General features: G+C 65.9%; 14 protein-coding genes and 1 pseudogene. 10 read left to right on the forward strand and 5 right to left on the reverse strand.

Annotated elements, in window-relative coordinates:
- Window positions 1-125: 125 nt before the first annotated feature.
- Window positions 126-1,112 carry an ABC transporter substrate-binding protein gene (locus tag ACSKB9_RS36510; protein ID WP_438079239.1) on the reverse strand — a complete coding sequence of 329 codons (987 nt, stop codon included), beginning with the start codon at window positions 1,110-1,112 and terminating at the stop codon, window positions 126-128.
- A 470-nt stretch (window positions 1,113-1,582) separates the two neighbouring features.
- Here ACSKB9_RS36510 and ACSKB9_RS36515 point away from each other — a divergent pair, with 470 nt between their 5' ends.
- The 8 genes and pseudogenes from ACSKB9_RS36515 (at window position 1,583) to ACSKB9_RS36550 (ending at window position 10,554) form a co-directional block, all read left to right on the forward strand.
- The gene (locus ACSKB9_RS36515; RefSeq protein ID WP_438079241.1) at window positions 1,583-2,680 is read left to right on the forward strand and encodes an ABC transporter substrate-binding protein; all 1,098 of its coding nucleotides are present in this window, start codon (window positions 1,583-1,585) and stop codon (window positions 2,678-2,680) included.
- Window positions 2,658-3,674, forward strand: coding sequence for an ABC transporter permease (locus ACSKB9_RS36520; protein ID WP_438079243.1), 1,017 nt, complete (start codon window positions 2,658-2,660; stop codon window positions 3,672-3,674). The genes ACSKB9_RS36515 and ACSKB9_RS36520 overlap by 23 nt, the downstream gene beginning before the upstream one ends.
- Window positions 3,668-4,466, forward strand: a pseudogene (locus tag ACSKB9_RS36525) (ABC transporter ATP-binding protein). The gene ACSKB9_RS36520 and the pseudogene ACSKB9_RS36525 overlap by 7 nt, the downstream one beginning before the upstream one ends.
- Window positions 4,460-5,632 (forward strand): acyl-CoA dehydrogenase family protein, encoded by a 1,173-nt coding sequence (locus ACSKB9_RS36530; RefSeq protein WP_438079244.1) that lies wholly within the window; start codon window positions 4,460-4,462, stop codon window positions 5,630-5,632. The pseudogene ACSKB9_RS36525 and the gene ACSKB9_RS36530 overlap by 7 nt, the downstream one beginning before the upstream one ends.
- Window positions 5,633-5,664: 32 nt before the next feature.
- Window positions 5,665-6,759, forward strand: coding sequence for an LLM class flavin-dependent oxidoreductase (locus ACSKB9_RS36535; RefSeq protein ID WP_106328824.1), 1,095 nt, complete (start codon window positions 5,665-5,667; stop codon window positions 6,757-6,759).
- A complete protein-coding gene (locus tag ACSKB9_RS36540) occupies window positions 6,756-7,697 on the forward strand; it encodes an ABC transporter substrate-binding protein (RefSeq protein WP_438079246.1) in 942 nt (313 codons plus the stop codon). The genes ACSKB9_RS36535 and ACSKB9_RS36540 overlap by 4 nt, the downstream gene beginning before the upstream one ends.
- A 525-nt stretch (window positions 7,698-8,222) precedes the next feature.
- Complete coding sequence (locus ACSKB9_RS36545; protein ID WP_438079248.1) at window positions 8,223-9,068, forward strand: CmcJ/NvfI family oxidoreductase; 846 nt, start codon at window positions 8,223-8,225, stop codon at window positions 9,066-9,068.
- A 250-nt stretch (window positions 9,069-9,318) separates the two neighbouring features.
- The gene (locus tag ACSKB9_RS36550; RefSeq protein ID WP_438080557.1) at window positions 9,319-10,554 is read left to right on the forward strand and encodes an MFS transporter; all 1,236 of its coding nucleotides are present in this window, start codon (window positions 9,319-9,321) and stop codon (window positions 10,552-10,554) included.
- Window positions 10,555-10,669: 115 nt separating this feature from the next.
- On the opposite strand, the gene ACSKB9_RS36555 is transcribed toward ACSKB9_RS36550, so the two are convergent.
- The 4 genes from ACSKB9_RS36555 to ACSKB9_RS36570 are packed head-to-tail and all read right to left on the reverse strand — an operon-like array spanning window position 10,670 to window position 13,892.
- Complete coding sequence (locus ACSKB9_RS36555) at window positions 10,670-11,434, reverse strand: anti-sigma factor family protein (protein WP_438079250.1); 765 nt, start codon at window positions 11,432-11,434, stop codon at window positions 10,670-10,672.
- The gene (locus ACSKB9_RS36560; protein ID WP_438079252.1) at window positions 11,431-11,958 is read right to left on the reverse strand and encodes an RNA polymerase sigma factor; all 528 of its coding nucleotides are present in this window, start codon (window positions 11,956-11,958) and stop codon (window positions 11,431-11,433) included. Before ACSKB9_RS36560 ends, ACSKB9_RS36555 begins: the two co-directional genes overlap by 4 nt.
- On the reverse strand, window positions 11,955-13,412 hold the full coding sequence (locus ACSKB9_RS36565) for a YncE family protein (RefSeq protein WP_438079254.1): 1,458 nt from the start codon (window positions 13,410-13,412) through the stop codon (window positions 11,955-11,957). Before ACSKB9_RS36565 ends, ACSKB9_RS36560 begins: the two co-directional genes overlap by 4 nt.
- Before the next feature lie 12 nt (window positions 13,413-13,424).
- Complete coding sequence (locus ACSKB9_RS36570) at window positions 13,425-13,892, reverse strand: DUF305 domain-containing protein (RefSeq protein ID WP_438079256.1); 468 nt, start codon at window positions 13,890-13,892, stop codon at window positions 13,425-13,427.
- Window positions 13,893-14,157: 265 nt separating this feature from the next.
- Between ACSKB9_RS36570 and ACSKB9_RS36575 the strand changes: the two genes are divergently transcribed.
- A complete protein-coding gene (locus ACSKB9_RS36575; RefSeq protein ID WP_438079258.1) occupies window positions 14,158-15,810 on the forward strand; it encodes a hydantoinase B/oxoprolinase family protein in 1,653 nt (550 codons plus the stop codon).
- Window positions 15,811-15,817: 7 nt separating this feature from the next.
- Complete coding sequence (locus ACSKB9_RS36580) at window positions 15,818-17,857, forward strand: hydantoinase/oxoprolinase family protein (protein WP_253640409.1); 2,040 nt, start codon at window positions 15,818-15,820, stop codon at window positions 17,855-17,857.
- The last annotated feature ends 23 nt before the right edge of the window (window positions 17,858-17,880 follow it).

A 17,880-nucleotide genomic window follows, 5' to 3' on the forward strand; every position in this document is an offset into this window, starting at 1 on the left:
CCCTGAAAGGGGGAGGGCAGGGTGGGGGTTGCTCTCCACTGACGCCGGCGTCTGAGGAGGCAGGATCCCCACCCGGATTGCTGCGCAATCCGACCTCCCCTTTCAGGGGGAGGTGAAGGCTCGCGCTAGTTCAAGCTCGCGCTCGCCGTGAAGCTCCGGTCGACGGCCTTGCCGACATCCAGCGTCTTGCCGAGGATGCCGTAGCGCGTGGCGCGGTCGGAGGCGGCCTGCACCTCCTTCACCACGGCCTCGTCGATCGCGATCGGGCTCGTCTTCTGCGCGGTGTAGGCGGCGAGCAGCACGTCTTCCGGCAGTTTTGTGAGCTCGGCCGTGTTCCTGGCGTACTCGGCGAGATGATCGAGCGACCACAGCCGCGCCTTGTTGAGCCGCTGCACCAGGTCCTGCACCGCCGCGCGCTTGGTCGCGATCGCGTTGTCGGAGGCGACGATGAAGGTGATGGTCGGCGTCAGCCCTTCGCCGTCGGCGACGACGCGCGCCTTGTCCTTCAGCGTGGCGTAGGAGATATACGGCTCCCACACCGCCCAGGCGTCGATCGACCCGGCGAGCAGCGCGATCTTGGCGTCGACCGGGCCGAGCGGGGCGAAGGTTGCGTCCTCGATCCTGCTGCCGGCTTTTTCCAGCGTCGCATTGATCAGGAATTGGCCCCAGCCGCCCCGCGTGCCGGCGAGGCGCTTGCCCTTCAAATCGGCTGCCGTCCTGATCGGCGAATCCCCGCGCACCAGGATCGCCTGCGTCCGCGCATCGGAGCGCGTGCCGCCGATCGCCTTGATCGGCGCGCCCGACGCATAGACCGTGAGGAAGGACAGATCGCCGGTGTAGCCGACGTCGAGCGCGCCGGCGTTGATCGCTTCCAGGATCGGGGCCGCGGCGGGGAATTCTGACCACTCGATCTTGTAGGGCAGATCCTTGGCGAGGCCGGAAATCTCCAGCAGCGAGCGGTTGCCGCCCTTCTGGTCGCCGACGCGCAGCACGATCGCGTCGGCCGCGAGTGCCGCGGCCGACGTCGACAGCGTGATCACGGCTGCGATGAACGCGGCCGCGGTGCGGCGGGTGAAAGTATAGGGAGAACCCGAGCGGGTCAGTTTGCGCATATGCATTTTTCTTTCTGATTCATTCGCTGCGCGGCGGAACGCGCGGCAGCGTTCGATCAAGTCTATGAGCAAGCCGTTCGCCGTCAACGAAACGGAAATCTGAATTCGCCCGCTGCGCGGCAAGGATGATCTCGTCAAGCGGGCCGCGCGTAGAAGACATCGCGCACGCGGCCGCAAAACGCTCAAATTTGATGCAACCACGGGTGATCGCGCCGCAACTCCGTCTGGGACGATCGTGAAAATCCTTTCATCGCCGCGCGATGCGATCGTGGAGAGTTCAGCTGTGGCGTCGACAACATTCGAAATTCCATTTCATTGACGATGATCTTGTCGCGCCGCATCATTTGCACGTTGCTTTGAGTGCAATCGCGCCGGAGAAATCCGCTTTTTTCTGAACCATGAGCTTCGAACGACGGGGCGCGCAGACACGTTTTGCGCGCGGGGCGGAGCCTTGCCGAAATGCAGGAGTGATGATGTCGAGACATAACAAGAAGACGGTGATTGATCGCCGCACATTGCTGCGTGCGGGCGCCGCCGCGGCCATTGCCGCGCCGATCGGGGCGTATAGTGCGCAGGCATTCGCGCCACGGCCGATCACGCCGGCGATCGACTTCTCCGAATTCCCGGTCTGCAAGACCGCATCCGATGCACCGGCTTTGACCGGCGCGCCGCGCAAGCTGAAGCTGTCCTGGAACGCCGGCGCGGTCTGCCTTGCGCCGCTGCCGGTCGCGATCGACCACGGCTTCTTCCAGAAACGGAATCTCGACGTCGAGCTGGTCAACTATTCGGGCTCGACCGACCAACTGCTGGAGGCGATCGCCACCGGCAAGAGCGACGCCGGTCTCGGCATGGCGCTGCGCTGGCTGAAGCCGCTGGAGCAGGGCTTTGACGTCAAGATCGCCGCCGGCACCCATGGCGGCTGCATGCGCGTCCTGACCCGCACCAATTCCGGGGTCGACAAGCTCGCCGATCTCAAGGGCAAGATCGTCGCGGTCGGCGATCTCGCCGGTCCCGACAAGAATTTCTTCTCGATCCAGCTCGCCAAGCTCGGCATCGACCCGATCAAGGACGTCGACTGGCGCGCCTATCCCGGCAATCTCCTGAACGTCGCGGTCGAGAAGGGCGAGGTGCAGGCCTTCCTGTCGTCGGACCCGCTGGCCTATCTCTGGCTGAAGGATGCGCAGTACAAGGAGGTCGCCTCCAACCTCGACGGCGAATATCGCGACAAGAGCTGCTGCATCGTCGGCCTGCGCGGAAGTTTGGTACGGGAAGAGCCTCAGGTCGCGCGCGCCATCACCCAGGCGCTGCTCGACGCCGCGATGTTCACCTCGCAGAACCCGGACAAGGCGGCAAAGTCGTTCCAGCCCTATGCGCCGAAGGCGGCCAGCCTCGCCGATCTCGAGGCAATGGCGCGCTACCACACCCATCATCATCACCCGACCGGCGAAGTGCTGAAGCGCGAGCTGAAGGGCTACGCCGACGACCTCAAGACGGTGCAGGTGTTCAAGCAGAGCACTGACACGGCCAAATTCGCGGAGCGGATCTATGTCGACGTATTCAGTGTCTGACACGACGGCCGCGGCCGCGCCGCGCGCGGCGATCACGCTCGCGGACCTCTCCGGCAGTTACGGTGTCGGCCTTGCGGCGAGCCTCGTCTGGCTCGCATTCGGCCTCTCATGCCTTTATTGGCCCGATGTCGGCGACTGGTCGCGGACCGGATCGCTCGGCATCGGTGCGATCGTCATCGCCGCCTTCATCCTGTTCGGCACATTCAGCGCGGATTATCTCAGCAGCGCCGGGCAGGCGTTGCGCAAGCGCGCGCCATGGCTGGTGGCGTTCGGCGCTTTCGTGACATTGTGGGAGGTGGCCACCGCAAAGTTCGCCTGGCTGCCGCTGCCGTTCTTCCCGCCGCCGCAGTCGATCCTCGAAGTTTATACCGACGATCTGCCAAAACTGCTCGACAGCGTGTTCGCCTCGATCAAGCTGCAGCTCGGCGGCTACGTCATCGGCGCAACCGTCGGCTTTATCACCGGTGTCTCGATCGGCTGGTCGCAGAAGATCGGTTATTGGGTGCATCCGGTGCTGCGCTTCATCGGTCCGCTGCCCGCCACCGCCTGGCTACCGATCGCCTTCTTCACCTTTCCGTCGAGCTGGAGCGCCTCGACCTTCCTGATCGCGCTCGCCACCGGCTTCCCGGTGACGGTCCTGACCTGGTCGGGCGTCGCGAGCGTCAGCAGCGCCTATTACGACGTCGCGCGCACGCTCGGCGCAAAACCGTCATTCCTGGTGCTGAAGGTCGCGATCCCCGCTGCGCTGCCGCATGTATTCGTCGGCCTGTTCATGGGGCTCGGCTCGTCCTTCGCCGTGCTCGTCGTCGCCGAGATGATCGGCGTCAAGGCCGGGCTCGGCTGGTACCTGCAATGGGCGCAGGGCTGGGCGGCCTACGCCAACATGTATGCGGCGCTGATCGTGATGTCGCTGCTCTGCTCCGGCGCGATCACGCTCTTGTTCCGCACCCGCGACCGCCTGCTGGTCTGGCAGAAGGGCGTCGTCAAATGGTAGCGCAGTCCGCAGCTGAGGCGATCACCTATCCGGCGGTCGGCGCCGAGCTCGATATCGAAGGCGTCAGCCACGCCTTCGATATCGATGGCGCCACGCTGCCGGTGCTCGACAATGTCAATCTCGCGATCGCGCCGGGCGAGTTCGTCGCGCTGCTCGGCCCGTCCGGCTGCGGCAAGTCGACCCTGCTGCGGCTGGTCGCGGGGCTGGAGAAGCCGCGCGCGGGCTCGCTGCGCGAGGATGAAGTCCGCATCGCCGGCCCGCATCCGTCGCGGGTCGTCGTGTTCCAGGATCCGACGCTGTTTCCGTGGCGCACGGTGTGGGACAATGTCGCGCTCGGGCTCGAAGCGCAGGGCATCCTGAAGGCGCAGCGCCACCGCGTCGATGATGTCATCGAGCTGGTCGGCCTGTCCTCGTTCCGCAACGCTTATCCGCACCAGCTGTCCGGCGGCATGGCGCAGCGCGTGGCGCTGGCGCGCGCGCTGGTCAACGATCCGAAGATCCTGGTGCTCGATGAGCCGCTCGGCAAGCTCGAATTCGCTGACGCGGATCGCCATGCAGTCAGAACTCGTCGCGCTGTGGCAGCGCAAGGGCTTTACCACGCTATTGGTCACCCACGACGTCGAGGAGGCGCTGGTGCTGGCCAACCGCGTCATCGTGCTCTCCGATCGGCCGGCGCGGATCAAGGCGGACATCGCTGTCGCCCGGCCGTACCCGCGGCATCGCGGCGATCCTTATCTGGCTGAGCTGCGCAAGCAGATTCTCGGCCTGCTCGGACTGGAGGCGACATGGTGACATCAGCTGCGAGGGAGCTGCATCCGGCGGACGAGCCGGAGCACATCGCGCGCGCGTTGCGGCTCGCCGACGTGTTTGCAGCGCGTGCGCCGGCGCACGACCGCGACGCCAGCTTTCCGTTCGAGAATTTCGCGGATCTTTCGCGCGAAGGCCTGCTGGCGCTGACCGTGCCGGCCGCGCTCGGCGGCGGCGGAGCAGGCGCCCGCGACGCCACGCGCGTGCTCGGCATCATCGGCAAGGCCGATCCGTCGACCGCGCTGGTGCTGTCGATGCATTACATCCAGCATCTGGTGATGGCGCGCAGCACGCGCTGGCCGGGCCGGCTGTCGCGCAAGCTCGCCAAGGAGACGGTCGAGGGCGTGGCGCTGATCAATGCGCTCCGCGTCGAGCCTGAGCTCGGCTCGCCCGCGCGTGGCGGCCTGCCAGCAACCACAGCGCGCCGCGCCGAGACCGGTTGGCGGCTGACCGGCAAGAAGATCTATTCGACCGGCGCGCCGATCCTGAAATGGTATTCGGTCTGGGCAAAGACCGACGAGCCGGAGACCCGCGTCGGCTTGTTTCTGGTTCCGGCCGGGTTGCCGGGAACGCGGATCGAGGAGAGCTGGGACCATCTTGGCCTGCGCGCCAGCGGCAGCCACACCGTGATCTTCGACGACGTGGTGTTTCCGCTGGATTACGAGATCGACGTCCGCACGCCCGACGACTGGAAGGTTCCTGACGTGACCCAGGCGACCGTGCATGCAATATTTGTGGCGGCGATCTATGACGGCATCGCCCGTGCGGCCCGCGACTGGCTGGTCAAATTCCTGAAGGAGCGGGTGCCCGCCAATCTCGGCGCGCCGCTCGCGAACTTGCCACGGATGCAGGAGGTCGTCGGCGCGATCGAGGCACGGCTTGCGGTCAATGCCCGCCTGATCGACAGCTTCGCCGCCGATTTCGATAACGGCTTCCAGCTGTCCGCGATCGAGTCTAACATCATCAAGCTGACGGTGACCAATAACGCCGCGGCAGTGGTGGAGGATGCCTTGTCGCTGACCAGCAATCACGGCCTGTCGCGCACCAATCCGCTGGAGCGGCATTACCGCGACGTGCTGTGCGGCCGCGTCCATACCCCGCAAGACGATGCCACCCGTGTCTCCGCCGGACGCTCCGCGCTGGGCGTCTGAAAACAACAGCCAACAACAACGGAGTTCCCGTCATGCCGGTCGAGTTCATCGGCTTCATCACCAACAACAATGCCTCCGAGACCATCGTCCGCTCAGGCCCGGTGCTCGATCCGCCCTATATCGAGACGGTGGCCAAGGCGCATGAGCTCGCCGGATTCGATCGCGCGCTGCTGGCGTTCCACTCCACCACGCCGGACGCGTTGCAGGTCGCGCAGCATGTCCTGACCATCACCAAGCAGCTCAAGGTGATGATCGCGCAGCGACCGGGCTTCACCGCGCCGACGCTGCTGGCGCGCCAGCTCGCGACGCTGGATCAGTTCTATGGCGGCCGCGTCTCGCTGCACGTCATCACCGGCGGCAACGCCATCGAGCTGCGCCAGGACGGCAACACGCTCGACGACAAGGACGAGCGCTACGCCCGCACCAGCGAATTCCTCGACGTGGTGCGGCTGGAGTGGACCAGCGAGAAGCCGTTCAACTACAGCGGCAAGTATTACAACGTCGAGAACGGCTTCTCGCAGGTGAAGCCGTTGCAGAAGGGCGGCATCTACACCTTCGTCGGCGGCGGCTCGGACGCCGCGGTCGAGGTCGCGGGCAAGCACGCCGATACTTTCGCGCTGTGGGGCGAGTCCTACGCGCAGGTGCGCGACGTCACCGCGCGGGTGCGCGCCGCCGCGGCCAGGCACGGAAGGCCGACGCCGCGCTTCAGCCTGTCGGTGCGGCCGATCCTCGCCGACACCGAAGAGAAGGCGTGGAAGAAGGCGGAACATATCCTCGAGCGCGCCACCGCGCTGCAGGACCAGACCGGCTATCGCCGTCCCAACCATGCGACCGACGGCGCCAAGCGGCTGCTGGCGCTCGCCGATCAGGGCACGCGCATCGACAAGCGGCTGTGGACCGAGATCGCCAAACTGACGGGCGCCAACAGCAACACCACGGCGCTGGTCGGCACACCCGAGCAGGTCGCCGAGGTATTCGGCGATTATTACGATCTCGGCGTCAGCCACTTCCTGATCCGCGGCTTCGATCCGCTGGTCGATGCGATCGATTATGGCCGGGCGCTGATCCCGCTGACCCGCAAGCTGATCGAAGCGCGGGACCAGCAGCGGGGGATTGCCGCCGAATGATCCGTCTCATTGTTGCGGCAGCACTTGCGCTCGCGGCCGTCGATGTCGCGGCCGCGCAGACCACGCTGCGCGTCGGCGACCAGAAGGGCAATTCGCAGGCCGTGATGGAAGCGGCCGGTGTGCTCAAGGACGTCCCCTACAAGATCGAGTGGAAGGAGTTCGCCGCGGCCGCGCCGCTGCTGGAGGCGCTGGGCGCAAGCGCGATCGACACCGGCCTGGTCGGCGACGCGCCGTTCACCTTCGCGGCGGCCGCCAAAATTCCGGTCAAGGCGATTGCGGCCGTGCGGCAGTCGCGCGACGGGCTCGCGGTCCTGGTGCCGGAAAGCTCTGCGATCAAGAGCTTTGACGATCTGCGCGGCAAGAAGATCGCAACCGGCCGCGGTTCGATCGGCCATCAGCTGATCCTGGCGGCGCTGGAATCGAAAGGCTGGCAGGCGAACGACGTGCAGATCGTGTTCCTCGCGCCGTCGGATGCGAAGGTCGCCTACACGCAGGGCGCGGTCGACGCCTGGTCGACCTGGGAGCCGTATGTGAGCCAGGAAGAGGTGCTGTTCAAGTCGCGCCGCGTTATCACGGCCGACGGCATTACGCCCGGCCTCGGCTTCCAGGTCGCAACGCCCGACGCGATCAAGGGCAAGCGCGCCGAGCTCGAGGATTTCGTGCGGCGGTTGGCGGCCGCGCGCGCCTGGTCGCAGAACAACGTCGAGGGCTACGCCGCCACCTGGGGCAGGCTGATGAACATCCCGTCCGCGGTACCGCTCAACTGGCTGACGCGCGCCAGGATCCGCATCGCGCCGATCGACGACAGCGTGGTGGCCGACGAGCAGAAGACCATCGACCTCTACGACCGCTGGGGCCTGATCCGGCAGAAGATCAACGCCGCCGATATCGTCGATCGGTCGTTCGCTGGAGCCGTGGAGAAGGGCGCGGGACTGTAGGCAATTTGCAAGCGACACCAAACATTCGGCGTCGTCCTGGCGAAAGCCAGGACCCATTGCCCCGGATGGCAGTTGTTGTACGACACCGGGGCCGCGATCCCGTTCATTATCAAATTCAGTGGTAATGGGTCCTGGCTTTCGCCAGGACGACGGGGCTTGCACGATTTCGGAATATTGGAAATGTATCCCTGATTTGCCCGACGTGTCAAGCTGCCCTGTCGAAGGCCGGCAGCCGCGAGCTCCTTTGCATGGGGTTGTTTTCGATATTTTGCCAGCGCGCCTGCGGCGGCCCTGCAAGTGGGAGACGTGGACCGTCTGCGCGGAAGCGATTCAACTCCGCACCATCGCACCGCTAACGAACCCGTGATTCAAAACATCCATTCGTCCGCGGGCTGCCGCGCGGCAAGGATTTTCCCCGTTTGGCACATTCCAAAACCGCAACGTTGCTATTTTCGCCACGACCTTGCCACCCCGCCCGGCGCCGCCAAGATCAAAAGCACGAACAATCGAGTCCGGGAGATCACCATGGGCCTTCAACAAACTCGCATCGAGTCGCTGCCGTTTGTGACCGCTGAACTGAATTATCTCGCGCCGACGCCGGGCAAGCCCCGGACCTACGCCTTCGATCCGCCGCCCGGCGAACCCAAATCCACCGCGCTGCCCGAAGCCCACAATGTTCCGATCTTTGACGGGCGTTTGATCGCCGACAGTTTCTCGCTCGACCGCGAGGGCTTTGCGCTGGTCAAGCATCCGACCAGCGTGAGGGACTATTACGACGAGAACGAAGTCCGCAACGTCTACTATCCCGCCGTCGAAGCCTTCCTGAAGGCGACGCTGAAGGCGGATCGCGTTGTCATCTTCGATCACACCGTGCGCAAGCGCGTGGAGGGCGCGGCTGACATCCGCGGCGGCGGACCGCGCCAGCCGGCAACTCGCGTCCATGTCGACCAGACCGCCGTCTCCGGCCGCAACCGCGTGTTCGAGCATCTGCCCGACGAGGCCGAGCAACTGGTGAAGGGCCGCGTCCAGGTGATCAACCTGTGGCGCCCGATCCGCGGGCCATTGCGCGATTCACCGCTTGCGATGGCCGACGGCACCACGGTTGCGCCGGAGGATCTGATCGCCTCCGACCTGATCTACCCGAACCGCAGCGGCGAGACCTATTCGGTGAAGTACAATCCGAACCATCGCTGGTTCTACATTCCCGAGATGACGCCGGACGAGGCGATCCTGCTGAAATGCTACGACTCGGCGACCGACGGCCGGACGCGGTTCGGGCCGCATACCGCGTTTGTCGATCCCACCACGCCCGCGGACGCCGCGCCGCGCGAGAGCATCGAGCTGCGCACGCTGGTGTTCCATAAGCAGTGAAGTCACCTCGCCCCGCGTGCGGGGAGAGGTCGGAACGCATCGTTAGATGCGTTCCGGGTGAGGGGGAGTCTCCGCACATCCAATTGTCACCGTGTTCGCGGGTGCAGCCCCTCACCCAACCCTTTAGAGCGAGCTTCGCTCGTCTCGACCCCGTGAAGAACGGGGAGAGGGCTAACCGATTGGCACCATCCGCCCAATAATGTTACGCCCGTCGCCAAACCGCTCGGGGAAGAGGCGATTCGTGGACGGCGTGGTGACGAAGGAAGAGGCGGGGATCGGGTTCCGCGCCCTGGTGCTTGCACTTCTGGCATTGGCCTCCGGCCACATGCTGTCGACGCTGCTGCGGACCATCCCGGCGATCAGCCTCGATCTGATGGCGTCGGATTTCGGCACCTCGCCGCAGGCGCTGGCGAGCCTCACCTCGATCTATCATTTCTCCTTTGCCGCCTCGCAAATTCCGGTCGGGGCCGCGATGGATCGTTTCGGCGTGCGGCCGGTGTCGCTGAGCCTGCTCGCCGGTACCGTGATCGGAACGCTGGTCTCGGCGCTGGCGACGGGGCCCGCGAGCTTTGTGCTCGGGCAATTGATGCTCGGCGTCGCCACCTCGGGCATGCTGATGTGCCCGATGACGCTCGCGGCGAAGCAGATGTCGGCGGCGAAGTTCGGCCTGTGGTCCGGCCTGATCCTCTCGATCGGCAATATCGGCATGCTGCTGTCGGCAAGCCCGCTGGCCTTCGTGGTCGATCAGTTCGGCTGGCGCGCCGGTTTCTGGGTTTCGGCCGGCTTCGGCATTGTGGTGCTGATCGCGGTGTTCGCGCTGGTGCCGCGGCAGCTGGCGGCGCATGCGGATGATTCCTCGCCGCTGCACCAGATGGCCGAGGTGCTCCGGCTCGGCATGTCGCGTGGCCTGCGCGGGCTGATCGCGCTGTCGCTGGTGTCGCTCGGCGCGTCGCTGACCCTGCGCGGCTTGTGGGGCGGCCCGTGGCTGATGGACGAGAAAGGGCTGAGCCGGATCGAGGCCGGCAATGTGCTCGGCCTGTTCACGCTGGCGATGATCGTCGGCCCGGCCTGCATCGGCGCTTTCGATCGCAAGTTCGGGCACCGCCGCGCCATGGTGGCGGTGACGCACGCCATCGCCGCGCTGCTGCTCGTCTTGATGGCGGCCGGTGCGCCGCATTTCCCGGTCTCGAACCTGTTCGGCGTTGCCGTGATGCCGACGCAATATGACCTGGTGCTGTTGATCCTGATCGGGCTCGCGACGTCGGCGCAGCCGCTGATCTACGGTATGACGCGGCAGCTCGTCGACGCACAGAATACCGGCAAGGCGCTATCGTCGGTCAATCTCGCGTTCTTCCTCGGCGCGGCGCTGCTGCAATCGAGCACCGCCGGCGTCGCCGCGCTGTTCGGGCTGCCCGCGGTGCTGCTGTTCATCGCCGGCGCGCTGGTGATCGGGATCGTGCTGTTCCTGATTTACACCAGGCCTTAAAGCGCGATGAGATCGGGTTGAATTGTCATCGCGCCTTGGCTCTTTGTTTCGAGCATGATCTTTTCGGAAAACCGCTTCGCACTTTTCCGGATCATGCTTTAGCGCGCCGTTCCGATCAGATCGTCTGCGCCTGCTTGCGAATCTCGTTGGCAAGCGGCCGCAGGGAATCGCCCCCGCGCGGCCCCACCAGGGAGTAGCCCGTACCGCCGTCGGCCCACGAGAAGCCCGCGACGTCGCCACCCGAATGCGCGGCCATCGGCGCGTTCTGGTCTGACGTCATCGGGCGGGTGAGAACCACAAGCCGCTCGCCGCGATCGTCGTCGTACATGAACATGGCCGCAGGACCGTGCGCAGTCGGCACCACGCGTCCGCCCATGAAACGGTATCCGGACTTGCTCAGATCAGGCAGCTTGACCGGCTGGCGCAATCGGCTGGAAACCCACGCTGCAAGTTCCGTGCTGTCACGCAGCTCCACCGGCCTTGTGTGGTCGGAGGCGTACACCTTGTAGGAATCGCTGGCCTCCTCGGCGAGCGCCACAATTCCGCCGGCCGGTGCCTGTGTCGCGCCACGGATCATCCATCCGCCGAGGCCGCCGATCGAGAGCATCAGCATCGCTGCGATGGCCCAGCGCAACGACGAGGGGCGGCGGCGTGGGCTCTCGATCATCCTGGCGAGGTTGAGCCGCGGCGGCAGCGGCTCCTCGGCGATCGGCAGCAGCGCCGATCGCAAGAGGTTACGCTCATCGGAGTAGGCGGCGATGCGCTTGGCCACGTCCGGATGCTTGTCCAGATAGGCACGGACCTCGGCCTCGCGTTCCGGCTCGAGCGCGCGATCGACATAGGCGTGCAGATCGTCTTCTGTAATGGGTCGGTTGCTCATGTCTTGTTCCGCAATTGCACGACATTATGATCCAGGTCGCCGGGAGTTCCCTCCAGTTCGTGATGCAGCCGCTCGCGGGCGCGCGCGAGGCGTGACATCACCGTGCCAACAGGCACACCGAGCACCTTCGCGGCATCGGCGTAGGACAAATCCTCAACGCCGACGAGCAGCAGCACCGCACGCATGTCATGCGGAAGCTTGGCAAGCTTCGCCATGACGTCGCGATACATCACCTTGTGCTCCTGCGCCGCTTCCTGGCCGAATGCATCCTCGTTGGTTTCGTCGATCGCGACATGAACGCCGCGCACCGTTGCGCGGCGAAACTGGTTGATGGCGAGATTATGCAGGATCGCGAACAGCCACGGGCGCGGATTGTCCGACCGCCGCTGCTCCCAGTGGATGACGGCGCGTTCCAGGCAATCCTGCACCAGGTCGTCGGCCGCGGCGTGATCGCGGACCAGGGCCCGCGCATACCGCCGCAAGGCGGGTATCAGCGGCTCGACCAGGTGCAGCATGTCGCTCATGGCGCTTGGACCTGGACGACCGCGCCGAGTTTCGCCGGCTCGCCGGCTGCGATGACGAGGTAGCGTCGCTCCGCCCTGGCCGCGCTCTGCACGATCTGACGGATCGGACCGGCCGCGTTGACGATCGCGGAGCCGGCCGGATTGGTCATGAAGGCTGCCAGCGGCTCCACCATGCCGCCACCGTCAGCGTGTTCGGCCAATCCCAGCACGTAGCGCTGCTTCGGCTCGAGCCCGGTCACGGAAGCCTGCAGCACCTGGATCAGCCCTTGATCGAACAGCGATACGCTGGTCGGCGGCTTCTCGTCCTTGGCTTGCTTTTTCGGTGCGAGCGCGAGGTGAGCGGCCTGGCCGGCGACGCCGAGGGCTTGCAGGTTCTGGCGATCTTCCGGATTTGGCGCGGCGTTCGGCACATAGACGATCGCCTGCGGCGCCTGGCCGATCGGGATGTTGGCGATCACCTTGTTGGTCGCGGTGTCGATCGCGGCCAGCGCGTCGGCATTTTCGAGACCGACATAGACCCGCGTGCCGTCGCCGGACGGCCAGACGCCGTGCGGCAGATTGCCGACGGGAATGGTCGCGACTTGCGAGAAGTCGTCGGTTCGAAACACCTTGACCTCATTGGTGCCGCCGATCGTGACATAGGCGAGCGTGCCCTTAGGCGTCTTCGCGAAATTGACGTGGTTGGTGATCGGGCCGCTGTCGATGGTCTTGATCAGGTTGAACGGCGGCTTGGCGTTGAACACCTGCGCCCTGCCGACATCCTTCAGCGTGAACCAGACCTGGTCGCCATCGGGCGAGGCCGCGATGTTCGGGCAGAACGGGCTTTCCTGCTTCACCTTCGCGACGATCTGATGGTCTGCCACCGAGACCACGTCGGTTTCCGGATTGAACGACGAACAGATGTAGCCGTACTTGCCGTCGGGCGAGAAGATTTGCATGCCGGGTCCCGCGGGCACCTCAATGCGCGTCGTTTCCTTGAAGCTCTGCGCGTCGATGACCGAGATGTAATTCTCGCCGCGCACCGTGACCCATACTTCCTTGCCGTCGGGCGTGAAGAACGCCTCGTGCGGTGACCGCCCGATATAGGTGACGTGCTTGACCGCGTTGGTTGCCGTGTCGATGAAGCTCACCGAGTTCGAACCGATCGAGACCACCGCGAGGGTGCGGTGGTCGGGCGAATAGCCCATGCCGTGGACCAGCACCTGGCCCTTGTAGAGCGGGCTGAAATTGCCCGGCTGCGGGTCGCCGAGCCGGATCACGCCGAGCAGCTTGTTGTCGGCCGGGTCGGTGACCGACACCGTGTTGGAGAACTGCTCGGCGGCGTAGACGCGATCGTGATGGCTGACCGGAATGTCGGGCGAGGACGCAGCGCCCGGCGCCTGTCCGGCGAAAGCGGAGCTCGACATCGCCAGCACGGTCGTGGCCAGCAGGCTCTTGAGGACTTGACGGTTCATCGCTCCAAACTCCTAGTTCTTCATTCCGTGGGACATGTTCATATGATCGTGAGCGGCGGGCGCCGGGGTCTGCTGCGTCGGGGCGGGCGCGGAGGCCGTAACCGGGTCTCCGATCGCGAGCTTCATGGCGTCGATCTCCTGCTGCTGCTCGACGATGATTTCCTGGGCGATCCGGCGCAGCTGCTCGTTCTTGCCGTAGCGGAGCTCGATCACCGCCATGTCGATCGCGCCCTGATGATGGGGCGTCATCATCGCGACGAAGTCGCGGTCGATGTCGCCGCTCGGCTTGGCCGCCATGTCATTCATCATCTTGGTCATCGCGGTATCGTTTTCAGCAAGGAAGGCGCTCTCTTCGGCCGTCTGCCCGGTCTGGACCGGATGATGGTCGTCATGCGCGAAAGCAGCCGCCGCAGCTGCAAAAGCGAGCAGGGCGGCGCCGGCGAGCGGCGCGAGGCCGGACTTAAGGAATCGAGGAAGCATTTGCGTTCACCCTGGGAGTTGTCGGGGAGGCCCGAGCGGTTACGGGCTTGGGCCGGCTTGCTTGGGTGGGACGCGGCAGCGTGAGTTCTATTCCGTCGTCAGGCAGATTCTTGTCGATCACGACTTGCTGATCGCCGGAATGATCCGTTTCGGCCGGGCCAGCCGATTTGCGATCCGCAAGCCACTGGCTATAGAAGGAATTCCGGTTTCGATCGACCGGTTCCACGATCCTCCCTGCGCAAGTCCTCGCGCCAAGAAGGCCAAAATGTCCGCCAAGATCGATCCGATCACCCGCTCCGTCGTCCAGCACCGCCTGTCGTCGATCGTGAAGGAGATGGGCGAAGCCATGCTTCGCACCTCCTATTCGCAGATCCTCAATTCCAGCCGCGATTTTTCGCTGGCGATTTGCGACACCAACGGGCGGCTGATCGCACAGGCCGACCACATTCCGGTTCACGTCGGCGCCTTGCCCTGGGCGACGCTGGCGGTCGAGGAGCGCTTCAAGGACGTCGCGCCCGGCGACGTCATCCTGCTCAACGATCCCTATCAGGGCGGCAGCCACCTGCCGGATCTCACAGCCTTCGTGCCGGTGTTCGATGGCGACAAGCGCCTGCTCTGGACCATCGTGCGCGCGCATCAGAGCGACATCGGCGGCGCCACCCACGGCGCCTACAATCCGGCCGCCACCGAGATCTATCAGGAAGGCATTCGCATTCCGCCGATCAAGCTCTACGAGGCCGGCAAGCCGCGCGAGGATCTGCTCGATCTCCTGGCGCTCAACATCCGTAACCCCAGAGAATTCCGCGGCGACCTCGCGGCGATGCTGGGCGCTGCGCATCTCGGCGAGCGCCGTGTCGCAAAACTGTTCAGCGAGTTCGGCGCGGATACGGTCGAAGCCGCGATCGAGGCCATTCTCGATGCGACCGAGCAGCAGACCCGCGCCGTGGTGTCCGCCTGGAAGGACGGCGTGTTCTACGGCGAAGCTCTGCTCGACGATGACGGCCACGGCCGCACCGACATCAAGATCGCCGCCAAGGTGACCAAGAAGGGCAGCGACATCGAGGTCGATCTCACCGGCTCCGATCCGCAGTCGACCAGTTTCGTCAATTCGTCACACGCCAACATGCAGGCAGCGGTCGCGATGGCCTTTGCCTATCTGATCGACGCCGACATTCCGAAGAACACCGGCGCGCTGCGGCCGCTGAAGGTGGTGGCGAAGCAGGGCACGATTGTCTGGGCCGATCCCGGCCGTCCCGTCACCTTGTGCACCAGCCATCCCTCCAACGAGATCGTTGAAGCCATCATCAAGGCGATGTCGGCGTCCTGTCCAGATCGCGTCATGGGCGGGTGGGGGCGCCGCTTCCGCATCGCGATCCAGGGCGAGGACCCGCGCAACGGACGCAATTTCATCTGGCACATGTTCCAGGCTCGGCCCGGCGGCGGCGCCTCGCCGGGCGGCGACGGTTATTCGTCGATCGGCGAATGGCACTCGGTCGGCGGTCTCAAATTCGGCAGCATCGAGGTGGGCGAGGTGCGCTTTCCCCTGCATTTCCGCCAGCACGAATTCCGGCCGGACTCCGGCGGCGACGGCCAGCATCGCGGCGGGCTTGGCGTCGCGCTCGACATGGTGCTGGAGACGCAGAAGCCGGCCAAGGGCAACACCGCCGGCGACGGCGCGCGTCATGGTCCCTGCGGCATGCTCGGCGGCAAGGACGGCGAGCCGCATCATTACCGGCTGCTCTCGGAAGGCCGCGCGCCGCGCGTGTTGAAGACGAAGGAAGTCGGCATCGAGCTGCGCCCCGGCGACTGCCTCGAGATCCGGTCCTCCGGCGGCGGCGGCTGGGGTCCACCCGAGAAGCGCTCGGCGGAAGCGCGGGCGCGCGATCTTGCGCAAGGTTTGGTTTCGAAAGCGGTGTAGGGCAGCGATGTATACGATTGGGGTCGACGTCGGCGGCACTTACACCGACCTGGTTGCGACGGATCAAAGCGGGCGCACCGTGTTCGCGAAATCGCCGTCCACGCCGGCCGATCAGTCGATCGGCGTGATGGCGGGACTGGAAGAGCTGGCGCGCCGCCTCGGCGTGACGCGCGCGGCGATGCTCGCCGCGACCGATCGCCTGGTGCACGGCACGACGGTTGCGACCAATGCGCTGCTCGAGCGCAAGGGCGCCAAAGTTGCGCTGCTGACCACCGAAGGTCATCGCGACGTCGTCGAGATGCGCGAGGGGTTGAAGCCGGACCGCTACGATCTGCGCACGCCGCCGCCCGAGCCGCTGGTGCCGCGCGAGCGCCGCTTTGGCGCGCGCGAGCGGCTGAAGGCCGACGGCAGCGCTGCGGTTGCGCTCGATGCCGCCGCGCTCGGCGACGTCATCGCGGAAGTGAAACGTTCGGGTGCGAATTCCGTCGCGGTCTGCTTTCTGCATGCCTATCTCAACCCGGCGCATGAGCTTGCCGCCGTCGAGCAGCTGGCGAAGGAGCTGCCCGACGTCAGCGTGTCGCGCTCGAGCGACGTACTGCCGCAGATCAAGGAATATGAGCGTGTCTCGACCACAATCGTGAACGCTTATGTCGCGCCGACGGTGCGACGCTATCTCACCAATCTGGAGCGTAGCCTGCATGAGGCGGGCTTCAAGGGCTCGCTGTTCGTCGTGCTGTCGCATGGCGGCATGGCGCCGGTGGAGGAAGCCTCGCGGCTCGCCGCGGGCACGGTGCTGTCGGGGCCGGCCGGCGGCATCTCCGGCAGCCGCCGCTGCGCCGAGATGCTCGGGATCCCCGATCTCGTGCCGTTCGACATGGGCGGCACCTCGACCGACATCTCGCTGATCGCAGATGGCCAGGCCTCGCTGTCGGCGGATGGCATGCTCGCCGGCCAGCGCATCGCGCTGCGTAGCCTCGACATCGCCAGCATCGCCGCCGGCGGCGGCTCGATCGCGAGCGTCGACGGCGGCCGCACGCTGCGGGTCGGGCCGGAGAGCGCGGGCTCGGTGCCGGGCCCGGCCTGCTACGGCAATGGCGGCACGGCTGCCACCGTCACCGATGCCAATGTCGTGCTCGGTTATCTCGACGCCGCCGCCTTCATGGGCGGCGCGCGGCCGCTCGACCGTGCGGCGTCGGAAGCCGCGGTGGACCGGATCGCCGCAGCGCTCGAGCTGTCGCGGATCGAGGCCGCCGCCGGCATCTACAAGATGATCAATCTGAAGATGGCCGACGGCATCCGCCTGATGACCTTGCGCCGCGGCGTCGATCCGCGCAAATTCGCGCTGCTCAGCTTCGGCGGCGCCGCCGGCATGCACGCCGCCGAGGTCGCGCGCGAGCTCGAGATCAAGCGCATCATCGTGCCGACGGTCGCCTCTGTGCTTTCGGCCTGGGGCATGCTGACCAGCGATCTGCGCTACGAGGTCAGCCGCACCCATTACGGCACCGGCCGGATTTCCGCCGACGAGGTTCGCGCCTTGTTCGCCGGGCTGGAAGAGCAGGCGGCGGGGCGGCTGCGCGACTGGTTCAAGGGCGATATCGGCATCGAGCGCTCGGCCGAGATGCGCTACGGCGAGCAGGTGTTCGAGATCGACGTGCCGCTCGGCGAGCTCGATCTCGGCGCCGCGGACCTGGTGGCGCAGATCGAGGAACGCTTCCATCGCCGCCACGAGGAGCTCTACACCTATGCCTCGCGCGGGCAGGAGGTGGTGTTCGTCAACGCCCGCGTTGCCGCCGTCGGCAAGGTGGCGCGCGGCAGCAGTGATGCCGGAAAGGCCAGCTCGGCTGCGCCCTGCGCGCCGCGCGGCAAGCGGCAGGCCTGGTTCGGTGCCTGGCGCGAGGTGCCGGTCTACGCGCTCGACGATCTCGGGCCGGGCCAAGCGCTGGCCGGTCCCGCGATCATTGAGGCCGAAACCACGACCGTCCTGGTCGACAGCGGCGACCGCGTCGCGGTCAACCCGCTGGGCTGGCTCGATATAACATTGCGCTGATCGTCAAGTCGGAACTGCACTCC

This window comes from Bradyrhizobium sp. BR 1433, from assembly GCF_051547665.1.
Taxonomy (GTDB): domain Bacteria; phylum Pseudomonadota; class Alphaproteobacteria; order Rhizobiales; family Xanthobacteraceae; genus Bradyrhizobium; species Bradyrhizobium australafricanum.

Bases quoted from the DNA above. Each gene is read 5' to 3' on its own strand.
- ACSKB9_RS36510 (WP_438079239.1), bottom strand. From the start codon at position 1,112: ATGCGCAAACTGACCCGCTCGGGTTCTCCCTATACTTTCACCCGCCGC.
- ACSKB9_RS36515 (WP_438079241.1), top strand. From the start codon at position 1,583: ATGATGTCGAGACATAACAAGAAGACGGTGATTGATCGCCGCACATTG.
- ACSKB9_RS36520 (WP_438079243.1), top strand. From the start codon at position 2,658: ATGTCGACGTATTCAGTGTCTGACACGACGGCCGCGGCCGCGCCGCGC.
- ACSKB9_RS36530 (WP_438079244.1), top strand. From the start codon at position 4,460: ATGGTGACATCAGCTGCGAGGGAGCTGCATCCGGCGGACGAGCCGGAG.
- ACSKB9_RS36535 (WP_106328824.1), top strand. From the start codon at position 5,665: ATGCCGGTCGAGTTCATCGGCTTCATCACCAACAACAATGCCTCCGAG.
- ACSKB9_RS36540 (WP_438079246.1), top strand. From the start codon at position 6,756: ATGATCCGTCTCATTGTTGCGGCAGCACTTGCGCTCGCGGCCGTCGAT.
- ACSKB9_RS36545 (WP_438079248.1), top strand. From the start codon at position 8,223: ATGGGCCTTCAACAAACTCGCATCGAGTCGCTGCCGTTTGTGACCGCT.
- ACSKB9_RS36555 (WP_438079250.1), bottom strand. From the start codon at position 11,434: ATGAGCAACCGACCCATTACAGAAGACGATCTGCACGCCTATGTCGAT.
- ACSKB9_RS36560 (WP_438079252.1), bottom strand. From the start codon at position 11,958: ATGAGCGACATGCTGCACCTGGTCGAGCCGCTGATACCCGCCTTGCGG.
- ACSKB9_RS36565 (WP_438079254.1), bottom strand. From the start codon at position 13,412: ATGAACCGTCAAGTCCTCAAGAGCCTGCTGGCCACGACCGTGCTGGCG.
- ACSKB9_RS36570 (WP_438079256.1), bottom strand. From the start codon at position 13,892: ATGCTTCCTCGATTCCTTAAGTCCGGCCTCGCGCCGCTCGCCGGCGCC.
- ACSKB9_RS36575 (WP_438079258.1), top strand. From the start codon at position 14,158: ATGTCCGCCAAGATCGATCCGATCACCCGCTCCGTCGTCCAGCACCGC.
- ACSKB9_RS36580 (WP_253640409.1), top strand. From the start codon at position 15,818: ATGTATACGATTGGGGTCGACGTCGGCGGCACTTACACCGACCTGGTT.